Source organism: Bradyrhizobium sp. C-145, from assembly GCF_023375135.1.
GTDB lineage: Bacteria > Pseudomonadota > Alphaproteobacteria > Rhizobiales > Xanthobacteraceae > Bradyrhizobium > Bradyrhizobium zhanjiangense.
On the sequence record NZ_CP088150.1, the window covers coordinates 5,096,722 to 5,112,503 of the forward strand.

At 64.4% G+C, this 15,782-nt stretch carries 17 protein-coding genes; 10 read left to right on the forward strand and 7 right to left on the reverse strand.

Annotation, left to right across the window (positions count from 1 at the left end):
* The first annotated feature begins 8 nt into the window (after positions 1 to 8).
* Both LRP30_RS23865 and LRP30_RS23870 read left to right on the forward strand, forming a co-directional pair.
* Positions 9 to 866, forward strand: a complete 858-nt coding sequence (locus tag LRP30_RS23865; RefSeq protein WP_249756495.1) for a fumarylacetoacetate hydrolase family protein — start codon at positions 9 to 11, stop codon at positions 864 to 866.
* A gap of 40 nt (positions 867 to 906) precedes the next feature.
* Positions 907 to 2,106, forward strand: a complete 1,200-nt coding sequence (locus LRP30_RS23870; protein WP_249756496.1) for an ABC transporter substrate-binding protein — start codon at positions 907 to 909, stop codon at positions 2,104 to 2,106.
* A 3-nt stretch (positions 2,107 to 2,109) separates the two neighbouring features.
* Here LRP30_RS23870 and LRP30_RS23875 read toward each other — a convergent pair whose 3' ends face one another.
* Positions 2,110 to 2,952 carry a hypothetical protein gene (locus LRP30_RS23875; RefSeq protein ID WP_128933206.1) on the reverse strand — a complete coding sequence of 281 codons (843 nt, stop codon included), beginning with the start codon at positions 2,950 to 2,952 and terminating at the stop codon, positions 2,110 to 2,112.
* Between the two features lie 200 nt (positions 2,953 to 3,152).
* Here LRP30_RS23875 and LRP30_RS23880 point away from each other — a divergent pair, with 200 nt between their 5' ends.
* Both LRP30_RS23880 and LRP30_RS23885 read left to right on the forward strand, forming a co-directional pair.
* Positions 3,153 to 4,034, forward strand: a complete 882-nt coding sequence (locus LRP30_RS23880; protein ID WP_249756497.1) for an IclR family transcriptional regulator — start codon at positions 3,153 to 3,155, stop codon at positions 4,032 to 4,034.
* A gap of 36 nt (positions 4,035 to 4,070) precedes the next feature.
* A complete protein-coding gene (locus LRP30_RS23885) occupies positions 4,071 to 5,045 on the forward strand; it encodes a tripartite tricarboxylate transporter substrate binding protein (protein WP_249756498.1) in 975 nt (324 codons plus the stop codon).
* Between the two features lie 15 nt (positions 5,046 to 5,060).
* Here the strand turns inward: LRP30_RS23885 and LRP30_RS23890 are convergent, their stop codons facing one another.
* The gene (locus LRP30_RS23890; protein WP_128941368.1) at positions 5,061 to 5,327 is read right to left on the reverse strand and encodes a hypothetical protein; all 267 of its coding nucleotides are present in this window, start codon (positions 5,325 to 5,327) and stop codon (positions 5,061 to 5,063) included.
* Positions 5,328 to 5,500: 173 nt separating this feature from the next.
* Here LRP30_RS23890 and LRP30_RS23895 point away from each other — a divergent pair, with 173 nt between their 5' ends.
* A complete protein-coding gene (locus LRP30_RS23895) occupies positions 5,501 to 5,812 on the forward strand; it encodes a hypothetical protein (RefSeq protein ID WP_249756499.1) in 312 nt (103 codons plus the stop codon).
* Positions 5,813 to 5,979: 167 nt separating this feature from the next.
* On the opposite strand, the gene LRP30_RS23900 is transcribed toward LRP30_RS23895, so the two are convergent.
* Both LRP30_RS23900 and LRP30_RS23905 read right to left on the reverse strand, forming a co-directional pair.
* On the reverse strand, positions 5,980 to 6,471 hold the full coding sequence (locus tag LRP30_RS23900; protein WP_176945700.1) for an SRPBCC family protein: 492 nt from the start codon (positions 6,469 to 6,471) through the stop codon (positions 5,980 to 5,982).
* A complete protein-coding gene (locus tag LRP30_RS23905) occupies positions 6,471 to 6,860 on the reverse strand; it encodes a metalloregulator ArsR/SmtB family transcription factor (RefSeq protein ID WP_091889742.1) in 390 nt (129 codons plus the stop codon). Before LRP30_RS23905 ends, LRP30_RS23900 begins: the two co-directional genes overlap by 1 nt.
* 282 nt (positions 6,861 to 7,142) lie before the next feature.
* Here LRP30_RS23905 and LRP30_RS23910 point away from each other — a divergent pair, with 282 nt between their 5' ends.
* The gene (locus LRP30_RS23910) at positions 7,143 to 8,198 is read left to right on the forward strand and encodes a serine hydrolase (protein WP_249756500.1); all 1,056 of its coding nucleotides are present in this window, start codon (positions 7,143 to 7,145) and stop codon (positions 8,196 to 8,198) included.
* A 113-nt stretch (positions 8,199 to 8,311) separates the two neighbouring features.
* On the opposite strand, the gene LRP30_RS23915 is transcribed toward LRP30_RS23910, so the two are convergent.
* Positions 8,312 to 9,013 carry an SDR family oxidoreductase gene (locus tag LRP30_RS23915; RefSeq protein ID WP_249756501.1) on the reverse strand — a complete coding sequence of 234 codons (702 nt, stop codon included), beginning with the start codon at positions 9,011 to 9,013 and terminating at the stop codon, positions 8,312 to 8,314.
* Positions 9,014 to 9,121: 108 nt separating this feature from the next.
* Here LRP30_RS23915 and LRP30_RS23920 point away from each other — a divergent pair, with 108 nt between their 5' ends.
* Positions 9,122 to 9,964 (forward strand): GNAT family N-acetyltransferase, encoded by an 843-nt coding sequence (locus tag LRP30_RS23920; RefSeq protein ID WP_128941219.1) that lies wholly within the window; start codon positions 9,122 to 9,124, stop codon positions 9,962 to 9,964.
* A 1-nt stretch (position 9,965) separates the two neighbouring features.
* On the opposite strand, the gene LRP30_RS23925 is transcribed toward LRP30_RS23920, so the two are convergent.
* On the reverse strand, positions 9,966 to 10,412 hold the full coding sequence (locus LRP30_RS23925; protein ID WP_249756502.1) for a hypothetical protein: 447 nt from the start codon (positions 10,410 to 10,412) through the stop codon (positions 9,966 to 9,968).
* 284 nt (positions 10,413 to 10,696) lie between these two features.
* Between LRP30_RS23925 and LRP30_RS23930 the strand changes: the two genes are divergently transcribed.
* Positions 10,697 to 10,975: a hypothetical protein gene (locus tag LRP30_RS23930; protein ID WP_128943283.1), complete on the forward strand. Its 279-nt coding sequence runs from the start codon at positions 10,697 to 10,699 to the stop codon at positions 10,973 to 10,975.
* Positions 10,976 to 12,172: 1,197 nt separating this feature from the next.
* Complete coding sequence (locus LRP30_RS23935; protein ID WP_249756503.1) at positions 12,173 to 14,026, forward strand: nucleotide pyrophosphatase/phosphodiesterase family protein; 1,854 nt, start codon at positions 12,173 to 12,175, stop codon at positions 14,024 to 14,026.
* A gap of 55 nt (positions 14,027 to 14,081) precedes the next feature.
* Here LRP30_RS23935 and LRP30_RS23940 read toward each other — a convergent pair whose 3' ends face one another.
* The gene (locus LRP30_RS23940) at positions 14,082 to 14,654 is read right to left on the reverse strand and encodes a hypothetical protein (protein ID WP_164934933.1); all 573 of its coding nucleotides are present in this window, start codon (positions 14,652 to 14,654) and stop codon (positions 14,082 to 14,084) included.
* Positions 14,655 to 15,036: 382 nt separating this feature from the next.
* Between LRP30_RS23940 and LRP30_RS23945 the strand changes: the two genes are divergently transcribed.
* A complete protein-coding gene (locus tag LRP30_RS23945; protein ID WP_091889756.1) occupies positions 15,037 to 15,696 on the forward strand; it encodes a peroxiredoxin in 660 nt (219 codons plus the stop codon).
* Positions 15,697 to 15,782: the final 86 nt, after the last annotated feature.

Below are 15,782 nucleotides of genomic sequence, written 5' to 3' on the forward strand. Positions count from 1 at the left end.
GATACCTCATGAAGCTGCTTTCATTTTTCGCCGATGGTCGCGCCTCCTTCGGTGCCGTCAAGGATGGCGGCGTCGTCGATCTCGGTGCGCGCATGGCCGGCGACGACTGCACCACGCTGCGCCGGCTGGTCGAAAAGGGCCATCTCGCGGAGGCCGCGAATCTCGCCGGCTCCGCCAGGCCGGATCACGCGCTCGATAAGATCACCTTCGCACCCGTCATCCCCGATCCCGGCAAGATCATCTGCGTCGGCCTGAACTATCGTGACCACGTCGCCGAGACCGGCCGCACCGTCACCGAGAAGCCGGCACTGTTCGTCCGATTTCCCTGTAGCCAGGTCGGCCATCTCCAGCCCCTTGTGAAGCCGAAGGTCAGCGACGATTTCGACTATGAAGGTGAGCTCGCGCTCGTCATCGGCAAAAAAGGCCGCCACATCCGGGCGAGCAGCGCGCTCGACCATATCGCGGGCTATTCCTGCTACAACGAAGGCAGCGTCCGCGACTGGCAGCGCCACACCAGCCAGTTCCTCTCTGGCAAGACCTTTGCCGAGAGCGGCAGTTTTGGGCCTTGGCTGGTGACTGCGGACGAGATCCCCGATCCGTCGAAGCTCTCCTTGCAGACGCGGCTGAACGGTAATGTCGTGCAGGACACCACCACCGATCTTCTGATCACCGCCATCCCCGAACTGATCGCCTACATCTCGACGATCTGCCCGCTCGTGCCCGGCGACGTCATCGTCACGGGCACGCCCGGTGGCGTCGGAGCCAAGCGCACGCCGCCACTGTGGATGCGCCCCGGCGACACCGTCGAGGTCGAGATCTCCGGCATCGGTACTTTGCGCAACAAGGTCATCGCCGAACCGGCCTGACCGCCAGCACCATCGATCAACGATAAAATCGGGAAACGCCATGGCCACAATCCGCACAACGTCCACCGCCATCCTGCTGTCCGCGCTGGCGCTTGCAGGCGCAACTGCGCGCGCCGAGATCAAAGGCGATGCGATCCGCATCGGCGTCCTCACTGACATGAACGGCGTCTTCGCAACCGCCATGGGTCCCGGCTCGGTCGAGGCGGCGCGGATGGCCGTGGAGGAGTTCGGTGGCAAGATCAACGGCAAGCCGATCGAGATTTTGCAGGCCGATCACCAGAACAAGCCGGATCTCGCCGCCTCCCTCGCGCGAAAGTGGTTCAGCGACGGCGTGCAGGCGATCGCCGACGGTGGCAGTTCCGGCGCCGCACTCGCGGTGCGCGGCAACGGCAAGATCTTTCTCGTCTCCGGCGCCGGCGCCAACCAGCTGACCGATGAAGCCTGCGCGCCGACCAGCGTGCAATGGACCCAGGACGCCTATTCCACGGCGACCGCGGTGGTCTCCGGTATCATGCAGACCAGCAAGGAACCGTGGTTCTTCATCACCGGCGACTACGCTTTTGGCCACTCGATCGAGGCGACCGCGCGCGAGCGCATTGCCGCGCTCGGCGGCAGGGTCGCCGGCAGCGTCAAGGCGCAGCTCGGCACGCCCGACTACAGCTCGTTCCTGCTGCAGGCGCAGTCGTCGGGCGCAAAGATCCTCGCGATCAACGTCGCCGGCGACAACGCCACCGCGATCAAGCAGGCCGAGGAATTCGGGCTCGCCAGCCAAGGCATGAAGATCGTGCCGATGTCGTTTCAGAACGTCGACATCGAGGCGGTCGGGCTCAAGGCCACGCGCGGCGATCTCATCGTCACCTCCTTCTTCGAGGACGTCTCGCCCGCCGCCCGGAAGTTCTCCGATGCGTTCTATGCGCGCAGGAAAGCAATGCCCTCGCAGATCCAGGCCGGCGTCTATTCTGCCGTACGCCACTATCTGCAGGCCGTGAAAGACACCGGCTCGGACGACAGCGCCGCCGTGATGGCCAAGATGAAGGCAACTCCGGTATCGGATGCCTACACCCCCAACGGCCGTATCCGCGAGGACCAGCGCATGGTGCACGACCTCTATCTGGTGCAGGTCAAGACGCCGGAGGAATCCAGGGGTCCCTGGGATTTCGTCAAGCTGGTCGCAACGATCCCGCCGGACCAGGCCTTCCGTCCGCTCGACCGCAGCAAGTGCGGCCTGGTCGGCAAGTAACCGTCAGGCGAGATAGCGCGTGAGATAGCCTTCCATGGCGTAGAGCGCGCAGAGCGCGAGGCTCGACCACACCGCGGCGCTGAAATACAGGAACATCCAGGTCAGCTCGCCCTTCCAGTGCGCGATGTCGTGGGTCACGACCCAGCGCGTCGCGACGTCGTGCAGGCCTTCGAGGAAGCCCAAGAACCTGCCGCCCTCGGCGTGCCCTGCCCGCCAGCGGCTGAGATACATCGGCACGTCGACGGTGACGAGGAAGGCGAGGAAGCAGGCGATGCCGACGATTCCGGCGATCAACGCCCAGCGCACCACGCCCTGGAATTGCGGCATCAGCCGGCACAGCGCGATGCCGGCGAGGAAGAAGGTCACCGCCCACAGCGAGTTCTCGATCGCATTGTAGAGGAAGTTGGTTGTCACCACCGCGTACCAGGAGAAGCACTCCGCGATGATGATGATCGGCACGATCACGAGCGCGATGTTCACCGCGGTCTCCGCACCGGTCATGTTCCCGAGCTGATGCAGGATGATCGCCCATTGCGCGGCAAAGCAGACTTCGGCGACGGTCGCGACCGTACGGCCGACGAACACGCTCGACAGCCAGGTGTCGAACAGGCAGATGCGCTGCACATCGGCGCGCGGCAGCACCGAGCGGAAGGCGCAGCCGAACACATAGGCCGCGCACAGCAGGAACATCAGGCCGATATCCGAGCCGCCACTGACACTGCCCGCAACGGTCGGGTAGAACTCGCGGTACAGCATGAACCAAACGAGGATGTTGGCAGCGCTGACCAGCGTCAGGGACCCCCACCACCACGCGAGGGGATTTGACCGTGCCTGCCACTGCAACATGAATCGCTCCGCTGTAATCGATGTGACATGTATTCGTAATAATCCTGTCACAAGACGCCATGGAATCACGACAAAAATCTGTGTGCGGGGGCGCTTTCCGCGCAGCTTTGGCCCGGGTCATCGCGTCCGCGTAGTGGACGATAACTGCACATTCTCTGAATCTATTGGACAACAGGTCCCTTCGGGTTCATGAAACCCGGATGGCCCGAGCCGTCTCCAAACCGTCCCTCACCTCCTCGACCGCCGCCGCGGTGCTGGCTTCGAGCACCGACGATGCCGCGTTCGCGACGACGCTGGCGAAAGGTCTCGTGGTGCTCGAGGCTTTCAAGGCCGGGACGACGTTGCTCGGCAACATGGAGCTGTCGACGCTGACCGGGATTCCGCGGCCGACGGTGGCGCGGTTGACGCACACGCTGGCCGAGCTCGGCTATCTCCGCTACGACGCCGAGCGCGCGAAATATCGCGTCGGTGCGCGGGCGCTGCGCATGGTGCATCCGCTGCTCGCCGACATGCAATTTCGTCAGGTGGCGCGGCCCATGATGCAGGAGCTCGCGCAGAGTGTCCGCGGCACGGTGTCGATCGGCCTGCTCGATGCGACCTCGATGATCTATGTCGAGACCGCGCGCTCCGGCGACGTCGGCCCGCACGTTCCCGACATCGGCATGCCAATCCCTGTTGTGATGACCGCGATGGGCCGCGCCGCGGCGGCAACCTTGCCGCCGGCGGATGCGGACCGGCTCGAACGGCAGATCGCGGCCGAAGACGCCGCGCTGTGGTCCGCCTTCCGCGACACATACCGGGCCGGAATCGCGCAATGCACAAGCCGCGGCTTCTGCACCTGCTGGGGCGAGTACATCGCCTCGATCCATGCCGTCGCCGCGCCGTTGTTTCACGCGCGCGAAGCGAAGCAGTCGTTCTCGATCAATTGCGGCATCCCCGCGTTCCGGCTGCAACCGGGCCAGCTGGAGGGCGAGATCGGCCCGCGCATCGCCGCGCTCGCCGACAGCATCCGCGCCATCGTCAGGGCGGCGGAGCCGGCAGCCGCGACACGCAAGCAAAACAAGAAGGGCGCCCGGACATGAACAAGCAAGCTGGCGCCCCACGTCCGGGAGGCCATCATGACCATCACACGCCGAACATTGCTGGGCGCCCTTGCCGCATCCCTGTCGAGCCCGCCATTTTGCGCACGCGCTGAGGAGGCCTGGCCGTCACGCCTGGTGCGGCTGATCTCACCCTATGGACCCGGCGGCTCCAACGACATCTCGCTGCGCCTCCTGGCGGAGGAGTTCGGCCGCAGCCTGCATCAGCAGTTCATCGTCGAGAACAAGCCGGGCGCCGGCACGCGCATCGCCAACGATATGGTCGCGCACGCGCCGGGCGACGGCTACACCTTTCTCTATGTCGCAGCTCCCTATGCCACCGCCGAAGCGCTGTTCGGCAAGCTGACCTACGAGCGAAAGGATCTGCAACCCGTCGCGATGGCGGTGATCGCGCCGCTGTTCTTGATCATCAGTGCCGACGCGCCGTTCAAGACGCTCCCCGAAATGATCGCCTATGGCAAATCGAAGCCCGACGGCCTCACCTTCGCTTCGCCCGGCGCCGGCTCGCAGCCGCACCTTGCCGGCGAGCTCCTGTTCCGGGATGCTGGCGTCAAGGGCCTCAACATCCCGTTCCGCGGCGACGCCGCTTCCTACACCGAGCTGCTCGCCGGCCGCGTCGACGCCACGCTGACCGCGCTGCCGACCGCCCTGCCCTACATCCAGAGCGGCAAGTTCATCGTGCTCGGCGTCGCCTCGCCCGAGCGCAGCGCGCTCTACCCGCAGGCGCCGACCTTGCGCGAGCAGGGTTTTCCGAACGTGGCCGCCGCCGGCTGGTACGGCTTCATGGCGCCATCGACGACACCACGCATGATTGTCGACAAGCTTCAGGCCGAGGTGCTGCGCGCACTCGCCGAACCCGCAATCAAGGACAAGCTGACCGCGCAGGGCCTCGAAGTGCGGCCCGGCACCGCGGCGGAGTTTGGCCAATTCATCGACAACGAAACGCAGAAATGGACCAAGCTGATCCGCGACGCCGGCCTCAAGGGCGAATGACGATCGATGCGGCGCTCAGTGCCCTCCGGCGCGGCGGCCGCCGCTGCGGATGAAGTCGTCGCGTTCGTCGACGTGGTGCTGATATTCGGAGATCGCGCGATTGGCCATGCGGATCCGGTTCGTCTGTCCCTCCTCCACCATCACGGCGATACGTTGCGCCAGGAACACGCAGGCTTCGAATTCGTCGCTGATGGCGTCCGTGCGCGCGAGAAAGTCCCAGGCGATCTCGAAGGCCTGCTCGGCGGCGGGATTGCGGTAATCGCTGAAGATAATGTGCGTCATCACTGCCAAAGCCGGAGGGCCACTATCGTTCCTACCGGCCTGGTGCACGATCCGGTGTTCCGATTTTCGGACCGGACGATGCGACGAGATCGCCGCGCCTTCACATCGATGAGCGTAGGAACGGTTGGCAACGCGCGTGATTGGTCCCCTCGTAAATCTTTGGGAGCAACAACATGCGTAAGACGATTCTGACGATCTTCACGGCCGCGATGCTGGCCGGCGCTTTAATCGGCGCAGCATTCGCACAAGGTGCGGGCGGCGGCGGCGCCGGTGCTGGAGGCGCTGGCGGCGGAGCCGGTGGTGGCGCTGGCGCCGCAGGTGCCGGAGCAGGCGCAGGCTCGGGCGATGGAGGCAGCGGAGGCGCCAGCAGTGCGGATGGCGGCGGCGGTATCACGCATGTGGAGCGTGGCGGACAAGGCGCCTCCAGTCCTAAAGGCATGCGCAACGAGACGACCCCATCGTCCGGCGGCCCCCCGCGTCGTTAGCGGGAGCAATGATCAGGCCCCTTCGAAAATCGACACGACCAAGTGGCGCGCATGAGTGCGGCCTCGGCGCGTCCTCTGCGCCGGAGCCGCATTCGTTTTTTTGAACGGCTGAGCGATGAACTTAAGACACGTTCAAGTGGCCGCGAGAAATCTTTGCGAACGCGATCTCACCGCTTCATCCCCGCCACATACGCCGCCAGCTTGTCCAGCGTCTGGTAACCGTATTCGACCGCGCCGAATCCGATCATGCCATCGCGCTGCTCGGTGCTCGAGGCCAGCTGCCGCATCATCAGCACGGTCTTGCCGTTGCTCTGCTCGGCAAAGGTGACGGTGAAGCGGAACATGCCGGGATCCTCGTCCTGGTCGACGCCGTGATCCATCTCCATCAGAGACGGCCGCTCGATGCGCCGGAAGCGCATGCGGTTCGGATAGACTGTGCCGTCGGGGCCGATCATGTTGAAGCGCCAGACGCCGCCGACGCGCACGTCGATCTCGAACGTTTCGACCTTGAACCCTTTCGGCCCGAACCATTGCGGCAGATGCTTCGGGTCGGACCAGGCCTCGAACACGAGATCGCGCGGCGCGTCGATCACGCGCGACATCACGATCTCGCGGTCGAGGGACCATTGCGACAAGGCAGCATTGGCAGAATTCGTCATCACTCGGAACCTTTCCGTTTGGTTGTTCGGGACGGACGCTTGGCGGCCGCCCTCTCCTTCTCTTTCTTGAGCTTCATCACATAGGCTTCGAACCGATCGAGCCGCGCCTCCCAGATCGCACGCTGCTGCTGGAACCAGTCTTCCGCGCTGAGAAGCGCATTCGGGCTGAGGCGGCAGGTGCGCACGCGGCCGGATTTCTCCGACAGCACGAGCCCGCTCGTCTCCAGCACATGGATGTGTTTCATGAAGCTCGGCAGCGCCATGTCGAAGGGATCGGCGAGCTCGCCGACTGACGCCTCGCCCGCGCAGAGCCGCATCACGATCGCCCGCCGCGTGGGATCGGCGAGCGCGGAAAAAACCTGGTCGAGCCGGGACAATTGGTTAGCCATGAAGCTAACTATAGCGCGGCCGCCATCCGGCGTCAACAATTGTTAGCTCACGGGCTAAGTGAATCTGTCGCGAGCCCCACACGGGGGAACCCACAACGCGCAATCGTGAATTGGGGCGCGCGCTCGTTCACGTTAAGAGGGGCTCGGGGGCACATCGCATCTTGCGTCAGAGCCGTGCCGTCCGTTGTCACCTCATCACACCTCACCCGGCGGGCGCTTTGCCGGGCAGCGCTCGCTCCGCTCGCCCTTGCCTGGTCCCGCCGCGCCTTGGCGGATTCCGACATGATCGCGCAGATGCGCGACATCGTCGCGAACGAGCTGGCGCCGACCGCGACGCCGGACTATTCAGGCGGGCTTGCCGCCGCCCTTTATGCCGGCCGCCATGTCGAGTTCTTCACCTACGGTCTTGCCGATGATGCCGCCAAACGGCCGGTGACGCCGGACACGCTGTTCAATCTCGCCTCCTTGCGCAAACCCTTCGAGGCGACCCTCGTGGCGCTCGGCGCGCTGCGCGGCGAGCTGCGGCTCGACGACCATTTGCCGACATACCTGCCGGAGCTGAGCGGCGACTACATCCGCGGCGTCACCGTCGGTGAGCTCGCCACGCACACCTCCGGGCTATTGCTGCCGACCGATCATCCGCCCTGGCCGGACGAGCAGTTTACGCGCGACCAGTTCGTAGCCATGCTAAACACCTTCGTGCCGCCGCCCGGCGTCGCACCCGGCCGGCAGCGCATCTACACCCATGCCGGCTACGTGCTGCTTCAGCTCGTGCTCGAGCGCCGCTACGGCGCTCCGACCGCGGCCCTGTTCGAACAGCGCATCCTTGCGCCGCTCGGCATGGCCGCCACCTGCGTCCCCGAGCGCGCCGAAGACAACCGCGCCGTCATGGACGAGGCCTGGATGCGGCGCGTGGTCCAGGGCTATTCGGATCAGGGCATGGCGATCGGCCCGATCGGCAACCAGCAGAGCTATTTTGACTTTTCCGGCACCGGCCAGATGTTCTCCTCGGTGCGGGATCTCGCGAGCTTCGTTGCTGCCTGCGTCGATGGCCGCTCGGTCGATCCGCATCTGCGCGAGGCGTTGCGGATGACGCAGCATGAGGCCTTCCGCGTCGACGAGAAATTCGGACAGGGCATGGCCTGGGAAACCGTACGCCTGCCCGGTGTCACCGTCGTGGACAAGCCGGGCGGCCTCAACAACGCCTCCGGCTATATCGGCCTCGTGCCGGCGCGGCGGCTCGGCATCGTCCTGCTGGCCAATCGCGGCGAATATCCGCACGAGGTTGCGCGCTACAAGATATTGCCGGAACTGGCGCGGCTGGTCGCCTCACATTGAGGCGCCGCCTTTAGAGCGTTTTCGAGCGAAGTGGATACCGGTTCGCGTGAAGAAAACGCGTCAAAACAAGAATCTAGAGCTTCGGTTCTGATCCAATCAGAACCGATCATGCTCTAGACCGAGCGCGTCAGCCCGCCGTCGACGCGGATGTTCTGGCCGGTGATGTAGGCCGCGCCGTCGGATGCCAGGAACGAGACCGTCGCCGCGATCTCCTCGACCTTGCCGTAGCGCTTCATCGGCACGTTGTCGCGGCGCGCGTCTAGCTGCGGCAGGCTGTCGATCCAGCCCGGCAGCACGTTGTTCATGCGGACATTGTCAGCGGCATAGGTGTCCGTGAAGATTTTCGTGAAGGCGGCAAGGCCCGCCCGGAACACCGCCGAGGTCGGGAACATCGCGCTCGGCTCGAACGCCCAGGCGGTCGAGATGTTGATGATGGCGCCACCCTTCTGCGCCTGCATCACCGGCGTGACCAGCCGGGTGGGACGGATCACGTTGAGCAGATACGTATCGAGGCCGGTATGCCATTGCTCGTCGGTGATCTCGGTGATCGGCGCGCGCGGCCCATGGCCCGCGCTGTTGACGAGCACGTCGATGCGTCCCCATTTGGCCAGCGCACCGTCGACGAGACGCTTCAGATCATCATTGGATTTGTTCGAACCGGTGACGCCGAAGCCGCCGAGCTCGGCAGCCAGGGCCTCGCCTTTGCCGGAGGACGACAGGATCGCGACGCGAAACCCGTCCGCTGCCAGCCGCCGCGCGGCCCCCGCGCCCATGCCGCTGCCGCCCGCAGTGACGAGTGCAACCTTGTCCGCCATGAGCGATTCATCCTCTGTGATATCGTTGAGGCGAGCCACAGGCCCAGCCTATCATGAGGCCTTCTACCGCCGGACCCGCTGTCAGGTCCACCGTCGAGAGCATCCGTCATGAGTGATTTGCAGATCCGCAATTTGCGTCCCGAGGAGATCGCCGTCGCCATCGACTGGGCCGCGGCGGAGGGTTGGAATCCGGGCCTGGCCGATGCTGCCTGCTTCGCGATCCCTGACGCGCAAGGTTTCTTAGTCGGCGAGATCGACGGCGAGCCGGTCGCGACCGTCTCCTGCGTCAATTACGATGACCGCTTCGCCTTCCTCGGCTTCTACATCGTGCGTGCAGACTTTCGCGGCAGCGGCCACGGCCTGCGCATCTGGAACGCGGCGATCGCGCATGCGGGCGCCCGCGTAATCGGGCTCGATGGCGTGGTCGCACAGCAGGACAATTACAGGAAATCGGGCTTCCAGCTCGCCTACGCCAATATCCGCTATGGCGGCATCGTGACCGCACCACCGAAACCGCCCGCCGAGGTCGTCGCCCTCGACAAGATCCCGTTTGCACTTGTTGAAGCTGATGACGCCACCGTCTTCCCTGCGCCGCGCAGCGCCTTCCTGCGCGCCTGGATCAACACATCGGGCCATGTCGGCCGCGCGCTGCTGCGCGATGGCAAGCTCGCCGCCTGGGGCGTGATCCGGCCGTGCCGGACGGGCCACAAGATCGGCCCGCTCGTCGCGCACGATCGCGCGGCGGCGGAAGCGATCGTGCAAGCTTTGCTGTCGAACGCAGACGGCGGCGAGGTCTTTCTCGATGTCCCCGCCGTCAATCGCGAGGCCATCGCGCTCGCGGGCGAGCTCGGGCTCAAGCCGGTGTTCGAGACGGCGCGGATGTACACCGGGCCGATCCCGCCGTTGCGCATCGACCGCGTCTTCGGCGTGACCAGCTTCGAACTGGGCTAGCTCAGTAACAGCGCATGATGTTGACGGTGTGCTCGCCGCCGCCGCGCCCGGGCACCGTCACCTGCTCGGTCGGGCAGCTCGGCACATAGGGCCGGTCGGAGGGCACGACGTTCGGCGGGAAGCGATGCGCCCAATCCCAGGGAACGTCATACGTATAGGTGTAGCGCACGTCATTGGAGAGCGGCTGCGCCGCCTCGCCGAAAGGCTGGCTGTACGTCGCGCCGTCGTAGAAGAACCCGCCCCCGCCCGGCCAGTAGACCCAGGGATTGCTGCGCCGGTGGAACCGGGCTCCCGGCCCGATCGGCGCACGTGCCATTGCTCCTGACGGAGCTGCGGTGACACCATGCGGCGCGGCGCCGCCGGGTCTGGCAAAACTGTCGCTGGCGCTAAGGAGCAGCGCGGCTGCGCTGAGCGAGGCGAATAGCGCCCCTTGTGATCTCGACATCATGATACGCACCAACTCGTTTGGCTTCGCAGGTAGCGGCTCCCCACCGCACGCTAGGCCGGGCTGTCGCCCGCCCGCAAACGTATAATTAATTATTGGTTAAGACACGGGATTAACGGGGAACATGGTGCGGCAGAACGTCCGGATTTCCCGTCCCGTTTGAGCGACTTCGTTCCGCGCCACGCGATTCATAACCAGTTGATCGGAGTTGATCGCTCCTGGCCCATAAGTCCGGAACGCTCCCGCATTGCAACCGTTGGGCCCCGACACAAGCAAGGAGCACTCGAATGCAGAACAAGTCAAAACTCCTCTGCCTGGTCACGGCATCGCTCGTCGCAGGCGCTACAGCCGCATCGGCGCAGGGCTATTACGATTGGAACGGACCGCGCGTGGGTTGGGACGCGCCCGCCTACGAACCGGTTCAGCCGCGCGCGTACTATCCTGACGTCGCCGGACCGTATGGCGCGTACTACGGCATCCGCCATCCGACCCCGAGCTCGACGCAGGGCGACGTCGGCCCTGACGGCAACAACAACGGCACGCTGACCGGCGGCTATCGCTGGTAGCGACAGGGCTTCATTTGCACGACCCGTCGCCTTCATCGAGCGGCGGGTTGTTCTTTTGCGGCCTACGTATTGTGAGCTGAAGAATCGCCGTTGCCGCCGGCTGCGCGATAATGGCCGTAGCCCGGATGGAGCGCAGCGTAATCCGGGACCGCTGGGTCCGCACGGATGGAATCCCGGATTACGCTTGCGCTCCATCCGGCTACAAGACCTTGCGTTGCCTGTCGGGCAAAACACGCAAGCCATGGGTCAATGCGCGGCGGCCAAAATATTCCGCTTTACCGAAATTCGGAAATGACGTATGTGTCGCGCAACCCGGCCCAAGGAAGAGGGGCGTATCGCGATCGTCACGAACGCGGGCCGGGCGGCGGTGGACATGGACCACACCGGCGCGAAAGGCTTCGCAGGGCGGGCAACCGTGAGCGAAAGCGTCTCGCCAACGACGGGTGCGGTTCGCGTACGGCCAAATCGTGTGGTCCTGGCGCCCGGGGTTCTGTGCGCCAAGTCTGGCGGTGATGTGTGTCGTCCAACCGGACGCGCGCATCAGCCATCCGCAAGCCGACGGGGGCAATAGTGCATCGCTCCCCGAGGAGAGCGCGACATAAGCCGTTCCAACCACTGCGCAGGGAAGGCCGGGATGTCTCCGGTTGCCCTGTTTCCCGCTATGCATTGAAGCACACGCAATCTGCTCTTGGCATGGCGGTCCATAGGAGCCAACCGGCTCCCGGTCTTCCCTGCGCCCTCTTTCATTGAGGGCAAGGCATCGAAGCAAAGCTCGGGCGAACAAGCCGCGAGGATGAGAAGGTGTGTCTGCAATTGAAATGGGATTGATGAGCGACCATGCCGCCTCAAACTCCGTCATTGCGAGGAGCTCTTGCGACGAAGCAATCCAGACTGCCTCCGCGGTGGCAGTCTGGATTGCTTCGCTGCGCTCGCAATGACGATGTTGAGGCAGTTGCGCGTCAAACTCCGCTCTCGTGCCCCGGACGCAGCGCAGCGCTTCTTAGCGGTGCGCTGCAGAGCCGGGGCCCATGCAACAGCGAAACGCGCCGCCCTCCTGGCAGCGCGTCCGGGATGCGCGAGTGCTCTGCCCTTCTTTGCACGCTTCTCGCTCTTGTAACAAAACGGTCATGCAGCGAAACTAAACGAAGCCGGGGCCGCCGCCAGCGGCCGAGCCGCCTCACCGCAGGGAGAGATTTGATGCGCCGTTCACTGGTGTTGCTGTCCGCCGGACTGACCATCCTGTCCACCGGACTTGCCTCCGCCCAGAACAACACGCCACGCAACCTGATCCTGTTCATTCCGGACGGTCTTCGCGCGCTGAAGGTCACACCGGAGACGGCGCCTGCAATGGCCGAGGTCCGCGACAAGGGCGTCAACTTCAAGAACCCGCATTCGCTCTTCCCGACCTTCACCATGGCCAACGGCTCGGCGATGTCGACCGGACACTATCTCGGCGATACCGGCGTGTTCTCCAACACGATCTGGACCAACTACACCTCCGGCCCCGCCGGCGACACGGTGGTCCCCTTCATCGAGAACGACGCCGTGCTCGGCGATATCGACGAGCATTTCAAGGGCAACTATCTGAACGAAGAGACCATCCTGAAGATGGCCCGGGACAAGGGGTTCAGCACTGCCGCGCTGGGCAAACATGGTCCCACCTACCAGTTCGATCACACCGACAAGCCCGAGAAGGCCGGTCTGCATTCGATCGTGTTCGACGACGCCACCGGCGGCAAGATCGGCGTGGCGCTCTCGGACGAGGTGAAGGACGCGCTGACCAAGGCCGGCCTGCCCACCGCCACGCCGCCGCGCGGTGACAATTCCAAGGCGGGCGATGCCAAAACCCCTGGCACCACGGTCGCCAACGTCGCGCAGCAGGCCTATTTCGCCGATGTCGCCACCAAGGTGGTGCTACCCATGTTCAAGGCACGCAACAAGCCATTCGTGCTGGTGTTCTGGTCGCGCGACCCCGACGGCAGCCAGCACAATACCGGCGACAGCCTCAATCAGATCAAGCCCGGCATCAACGGCCCCACCTCGATGGCCGGCATCAAGAATGCCGACACCAACCTCGCCCAGCTCCGCAAGGCGCTCGACGAGCTCGGGCTAGCCGCCTCGACCAACATCATCGTTTCGGCCGACCACGGCTTCTCGACCATCTCCAAGGAGAGCAAGACCAGCCCCTCGGCCAAGATCAGCTATGATGACACACCGAAGGACTTTTTGCCGATGGGCTTCCTGGCGCTCGACCTTGCGAAAGCGCTCGACCTGCCGCTGTTCGACCCCAACGACAAGAATGCGAAGATCGAGGGCAACAAGCATCCCAAGGCCGGCAACGGCGTGCTCGGCAAAGATCCGACCAAGCCCGATCTCGTCGTCGCCACCAATGGCGGCTCCGACCTGATCTATCTGCCGAGCAAGGACAAGAAGCTGGCGGCGAAGACGATCAAGGCGCTGCTCGAGCAGGACTACGTCTCGGGCCTGTTCGTCGAGGATTCGCTCGGCCGCTTCCCCGGCACCCTGCCGCTGTCGAGCATCAATCTGCGCGGCAAGTCGGCGACGCCGACGCCGTCGATCGTCGTCAACTTCCGCTCCTATGCCAGCGATTGCGGCGAGGCGCCGACCAACTGCTCGGTGCAGGTCGCAGACACCGTGCTGCGCCAGGGCCAAGGCATGCATGGCAGCTTCAGCCGCGGCGACACCATGAACTTCATGGCCGCCATCGGTCCGGACTTCAAAGCCGGCTATGTCGACGAGATCCCGGTCAGCAATGCCGACGTCGGCATGACCGCTGCCCGGCTCATGGACCTGCGCGGCGCGCAGAATGGCGATCTCGTCGGCCGCGTGATGTCGGAGGCCATGCCCAACGGCACGGTGCCGAAGGCCTATGCCGGCACGCTGAAGTCCAAACCGGCCGAAGGTGGCCTGATGACCGTGCTGAACTTCCAGCGCGTCGGCACCCAGCGCTATTTCGATGCCGCCGGCTTCCCCGGCCGCACGCTCGGGCTCGAGGTTGAGGGCGGCAAACAAAAAACGGCGGGGAAATAACCCCGCCGCTTCATCGCGTCCTCGATTGAGACGCGTAAATTTACAAGCGCAAATCTTACATGCCGATGTCGAACACGTTCGGCAATTGGCCTGCCAGAGGCAGCGCGGTGGCGCCCAGGAAGGTCGCCACCATCGCCATCAGGCGACGGTTGTTGTGGCGCTTGCCGCGCATCTGGCCGGCGATCCACTCCAGCATCTCGCTGTTGACCTTGGAGGCATAGGACGGCGCCCAGCTCTCAATCTCGGTGTCGGCCGACAGCGCGACGCTGCGCGGCGGCACCTTCAGGCCCGAGGCGCTGGCGGCATAATGGGCGACGGCCTTGGCGAGCAGGTCATCGAACCGGCCACCATCGGCGCGCTCGGTCGCGGCCTCGTTGATCTCGAACAGCACTTCGGCCTCGGTGCGGCTCACGGGCTGGTCGTTGACGGCGGTGGCGGTCAGGATGCGTACGCACCAGGCGGTGTCATCGGCATCGAGCGAACGGGAGAAATGCACCCTTCCCTTGGTGGTCGGGCCTTCCCCCGTGATCACGCCGTCGCGCACGATGCTCAGCGCATGGGCCGCGGTATCGCGGCAGGACGGTTCGAGGGACGGCGAGTCGGTAGGCTTAGGCGCAGCGGCAGACATAGTTCACTTCCAGATTTCTTCTGATCGGCCAGCATTTTCATGCCGACGTAAAGGGGTGGTTAACGATTCGATACGGGGATCGCGACTTTTCTAGATGGTTGCCAATTGGTCGCTGTTAGGACCATTCTGGTTCTAGGAAGCGCCGGGCGAGCGTGATGAAAGTCATAAAAGGCATTCTCGGGGCAATCGCGACCGTGTGACCCCGGATGGAGATGTTTCGCCGCAGGCGCCGCTGTAACAGAAAGGTGCTAGAAAATCGGCTCTTCAAAGAAGGAATTCACATTTTACTTGAGCCGGTTCACTTGGCCTCTCCGGCATTCTATACTGACGATGACGGCAAAAGCTGAATTCTAAAGTAAATTCAATGAGATGAGGTAGAACCATGACACTTCCGATCGGCGCCACCGCACCCGACTTCGAAGCCGAGACCACCGAAGGGAAGATCAAGTTCCACGACTGGATCGGCAACAGCTGGGCCCTGCTATTCTCGCACCCGAAGGACTTCACGCCGGTTTGTACGACCGAGCTCGGCGCTCTCGCCAAGTTGAAACCGGAGTTCGACAAGCGCGGCGTCAAGCTGATGGGCCTCTCGGTCGACCCGGTCGACCGCCATTCCAAATGGTCGGAGGACATCAAGGAGACGCAAGGCGCTGCGCCGAACTATCCGATGATCGGCGACACCGATTTCAACGTCTCCAAGCTCTACGAGATGCTGCCGGCCTCGACCTCGGGCGATCCCCTCACCCGCACGCCGGCCGACAACCAGACCGTCCGCAACGTCTTCGTCATCGGGCCGGACAAGAAGATCAAGCTGGTGCTGGTCTACCCGATGACCACAGGGCGAAACTTCCAGGAGATCCTGCGCGCCATCGACTCGCTCCAGCTCACCGCCAAGCATCGCGTCGCGACGCCGGCCGACTGGACGCAAGGGCAAGACGTCATCATCGCGGGCTCGGTCTCCAACGACGAGGCCAAGACGATCTACCCGCAGGGCTGGAAGGAGCCGAAGCCCTACATCCGCATCGTGCCGCAGCCGAAATAACTCAACTGTCATTCCGGGGCGGTCCGCAGGACCGAACTCTGGTGCGCAATTGCGCACCTGAGGTCTGGTCCTTCGGACCATCCCGG

Excerpts from the sequence above, each read along its gene's own strand:
- LRP30_RS23915 (WP_249756501.1), bottom strand. The coding sequence starts at position 9,013 with ATGGCGGACAAGGTTGCACTCGTCACTGCGGGCGGCAGCGGCATGGGC.
- LRP30_RS23935 (WP_249756503.1), top strand. The coding sequence starts at position 12,173 with ATGCGCCGTTCACTGGTGTTGCTGTCCGCCGGACTGACCATCCTGTCC.
- LRP30_RS23930 (WP_128943283.1), top strand. The coding sequence starts at position 10,697 with ATGCAGAACAAGTCAAAACTCCTCTGCCTGGTCACGGCATCGCTCGTC.
- LRP30_RS23945 (WP_091889756.1), top strand. The coding sequence starts at position 15,037 with ATGACACTTCCGATCGGCGCCACCGCACCCGACTTCGAAGCCGAGACC.
- LRP30_RS23875 (WP_128933206.1), bottom strand. The coding sequence starts at position 2,952 with ATGTTGCAGTGGCAGGCACGGTCAAATCCCCTCGCGTGGTGGTGGGGG.
- LRP30_RS23900 (WP_176945700.1), bottom strand. The coding sequence starts at position 6,471 with ATGACGAATTCTGCCAATGCTGCCTTGTCGCAATGGTCCCTCGACCGC.
- LRP30_RS23865 (WP_249756495.1), top strand. The coding sequence starts at position 9 with ATGAAGCTGCTTTCATTTTTCGCCGATGGTCGCGCCTCCTTCGGTGCC.
- LRP30_RS23910 (WP_249756500.1), top strand. The coding sequence starts at position 7,143 with ATGATCGCGCAGATGCGCGACATCGTCGCGAACGAGCTGGCGCCGACC.
- LRP30_RS23895 (WP_249756499.1), top strand. The coding sequence starts at position 5,501 with ATGCGTAAGACGATTCTGACGATCTTCACGGCCGCGATGCTGGCCGGC.
- LRP30_RS23885 (WP_249756498.1), top strand. The coding sequence starts at position 4,071 with ATGACCATCACACGCCGAACATTGCTGGGCGCCCTTGCCGCATCCCTG.
- LRP30_RS23890 (WP_128941368.1), bottom strand. The coding sequence starts at position 5,327 with ATGACGCACATTATCTTCAGCGATTACCGCAATCCCGCCGCCGAGCAG.
- LRP30_RS23870 (WP_249756496.1), top strand. The coding sequence starts at position 907 with ATGGCCACAATCCGCACAACGTCCACCGCCATCCTGCTGTCCGCGCTG.
- LRP30_RS23920 (WP_128941219.1), top strand. The coding sequence starts at position 9,122 with ATGAGTGATTTGCAGATCCGCAATTTGCGTCCCGAGGAGATCGCCGTC.
- LRP30_RS23880 (WP_249756497.1), top strand. The coding sequence starts at position 3,153 with ATGGCCCGAGCCGTCTCCAAACCGTCCCTCACCTCCTCGACCGCCGCC.
- LRP30_RS23905 (WP_091889742.1), bottom strand. The coding sequence starts at position 6,860 with ATGGCTAACCAATTGTCCCGGCTCGACCAGGTTTTTTCCGCGCTCGCC.
- LRP30_RS23940 (WP_164934933.1), bottom strand. The coding sequence starts at position 14,654 with ATGTCTGCCGCTGCGCCTAAGCCTACCGACTCGCCGTCCCTCGAACCG.
- LRP30_RS23925 (WP_249756502.1), bottom strand. The coding sequence starts at position 10,412 with ATGATGTCGAGATCACAAGGGGCGCTATTCGCCTCGCTCAGCGCAGCC.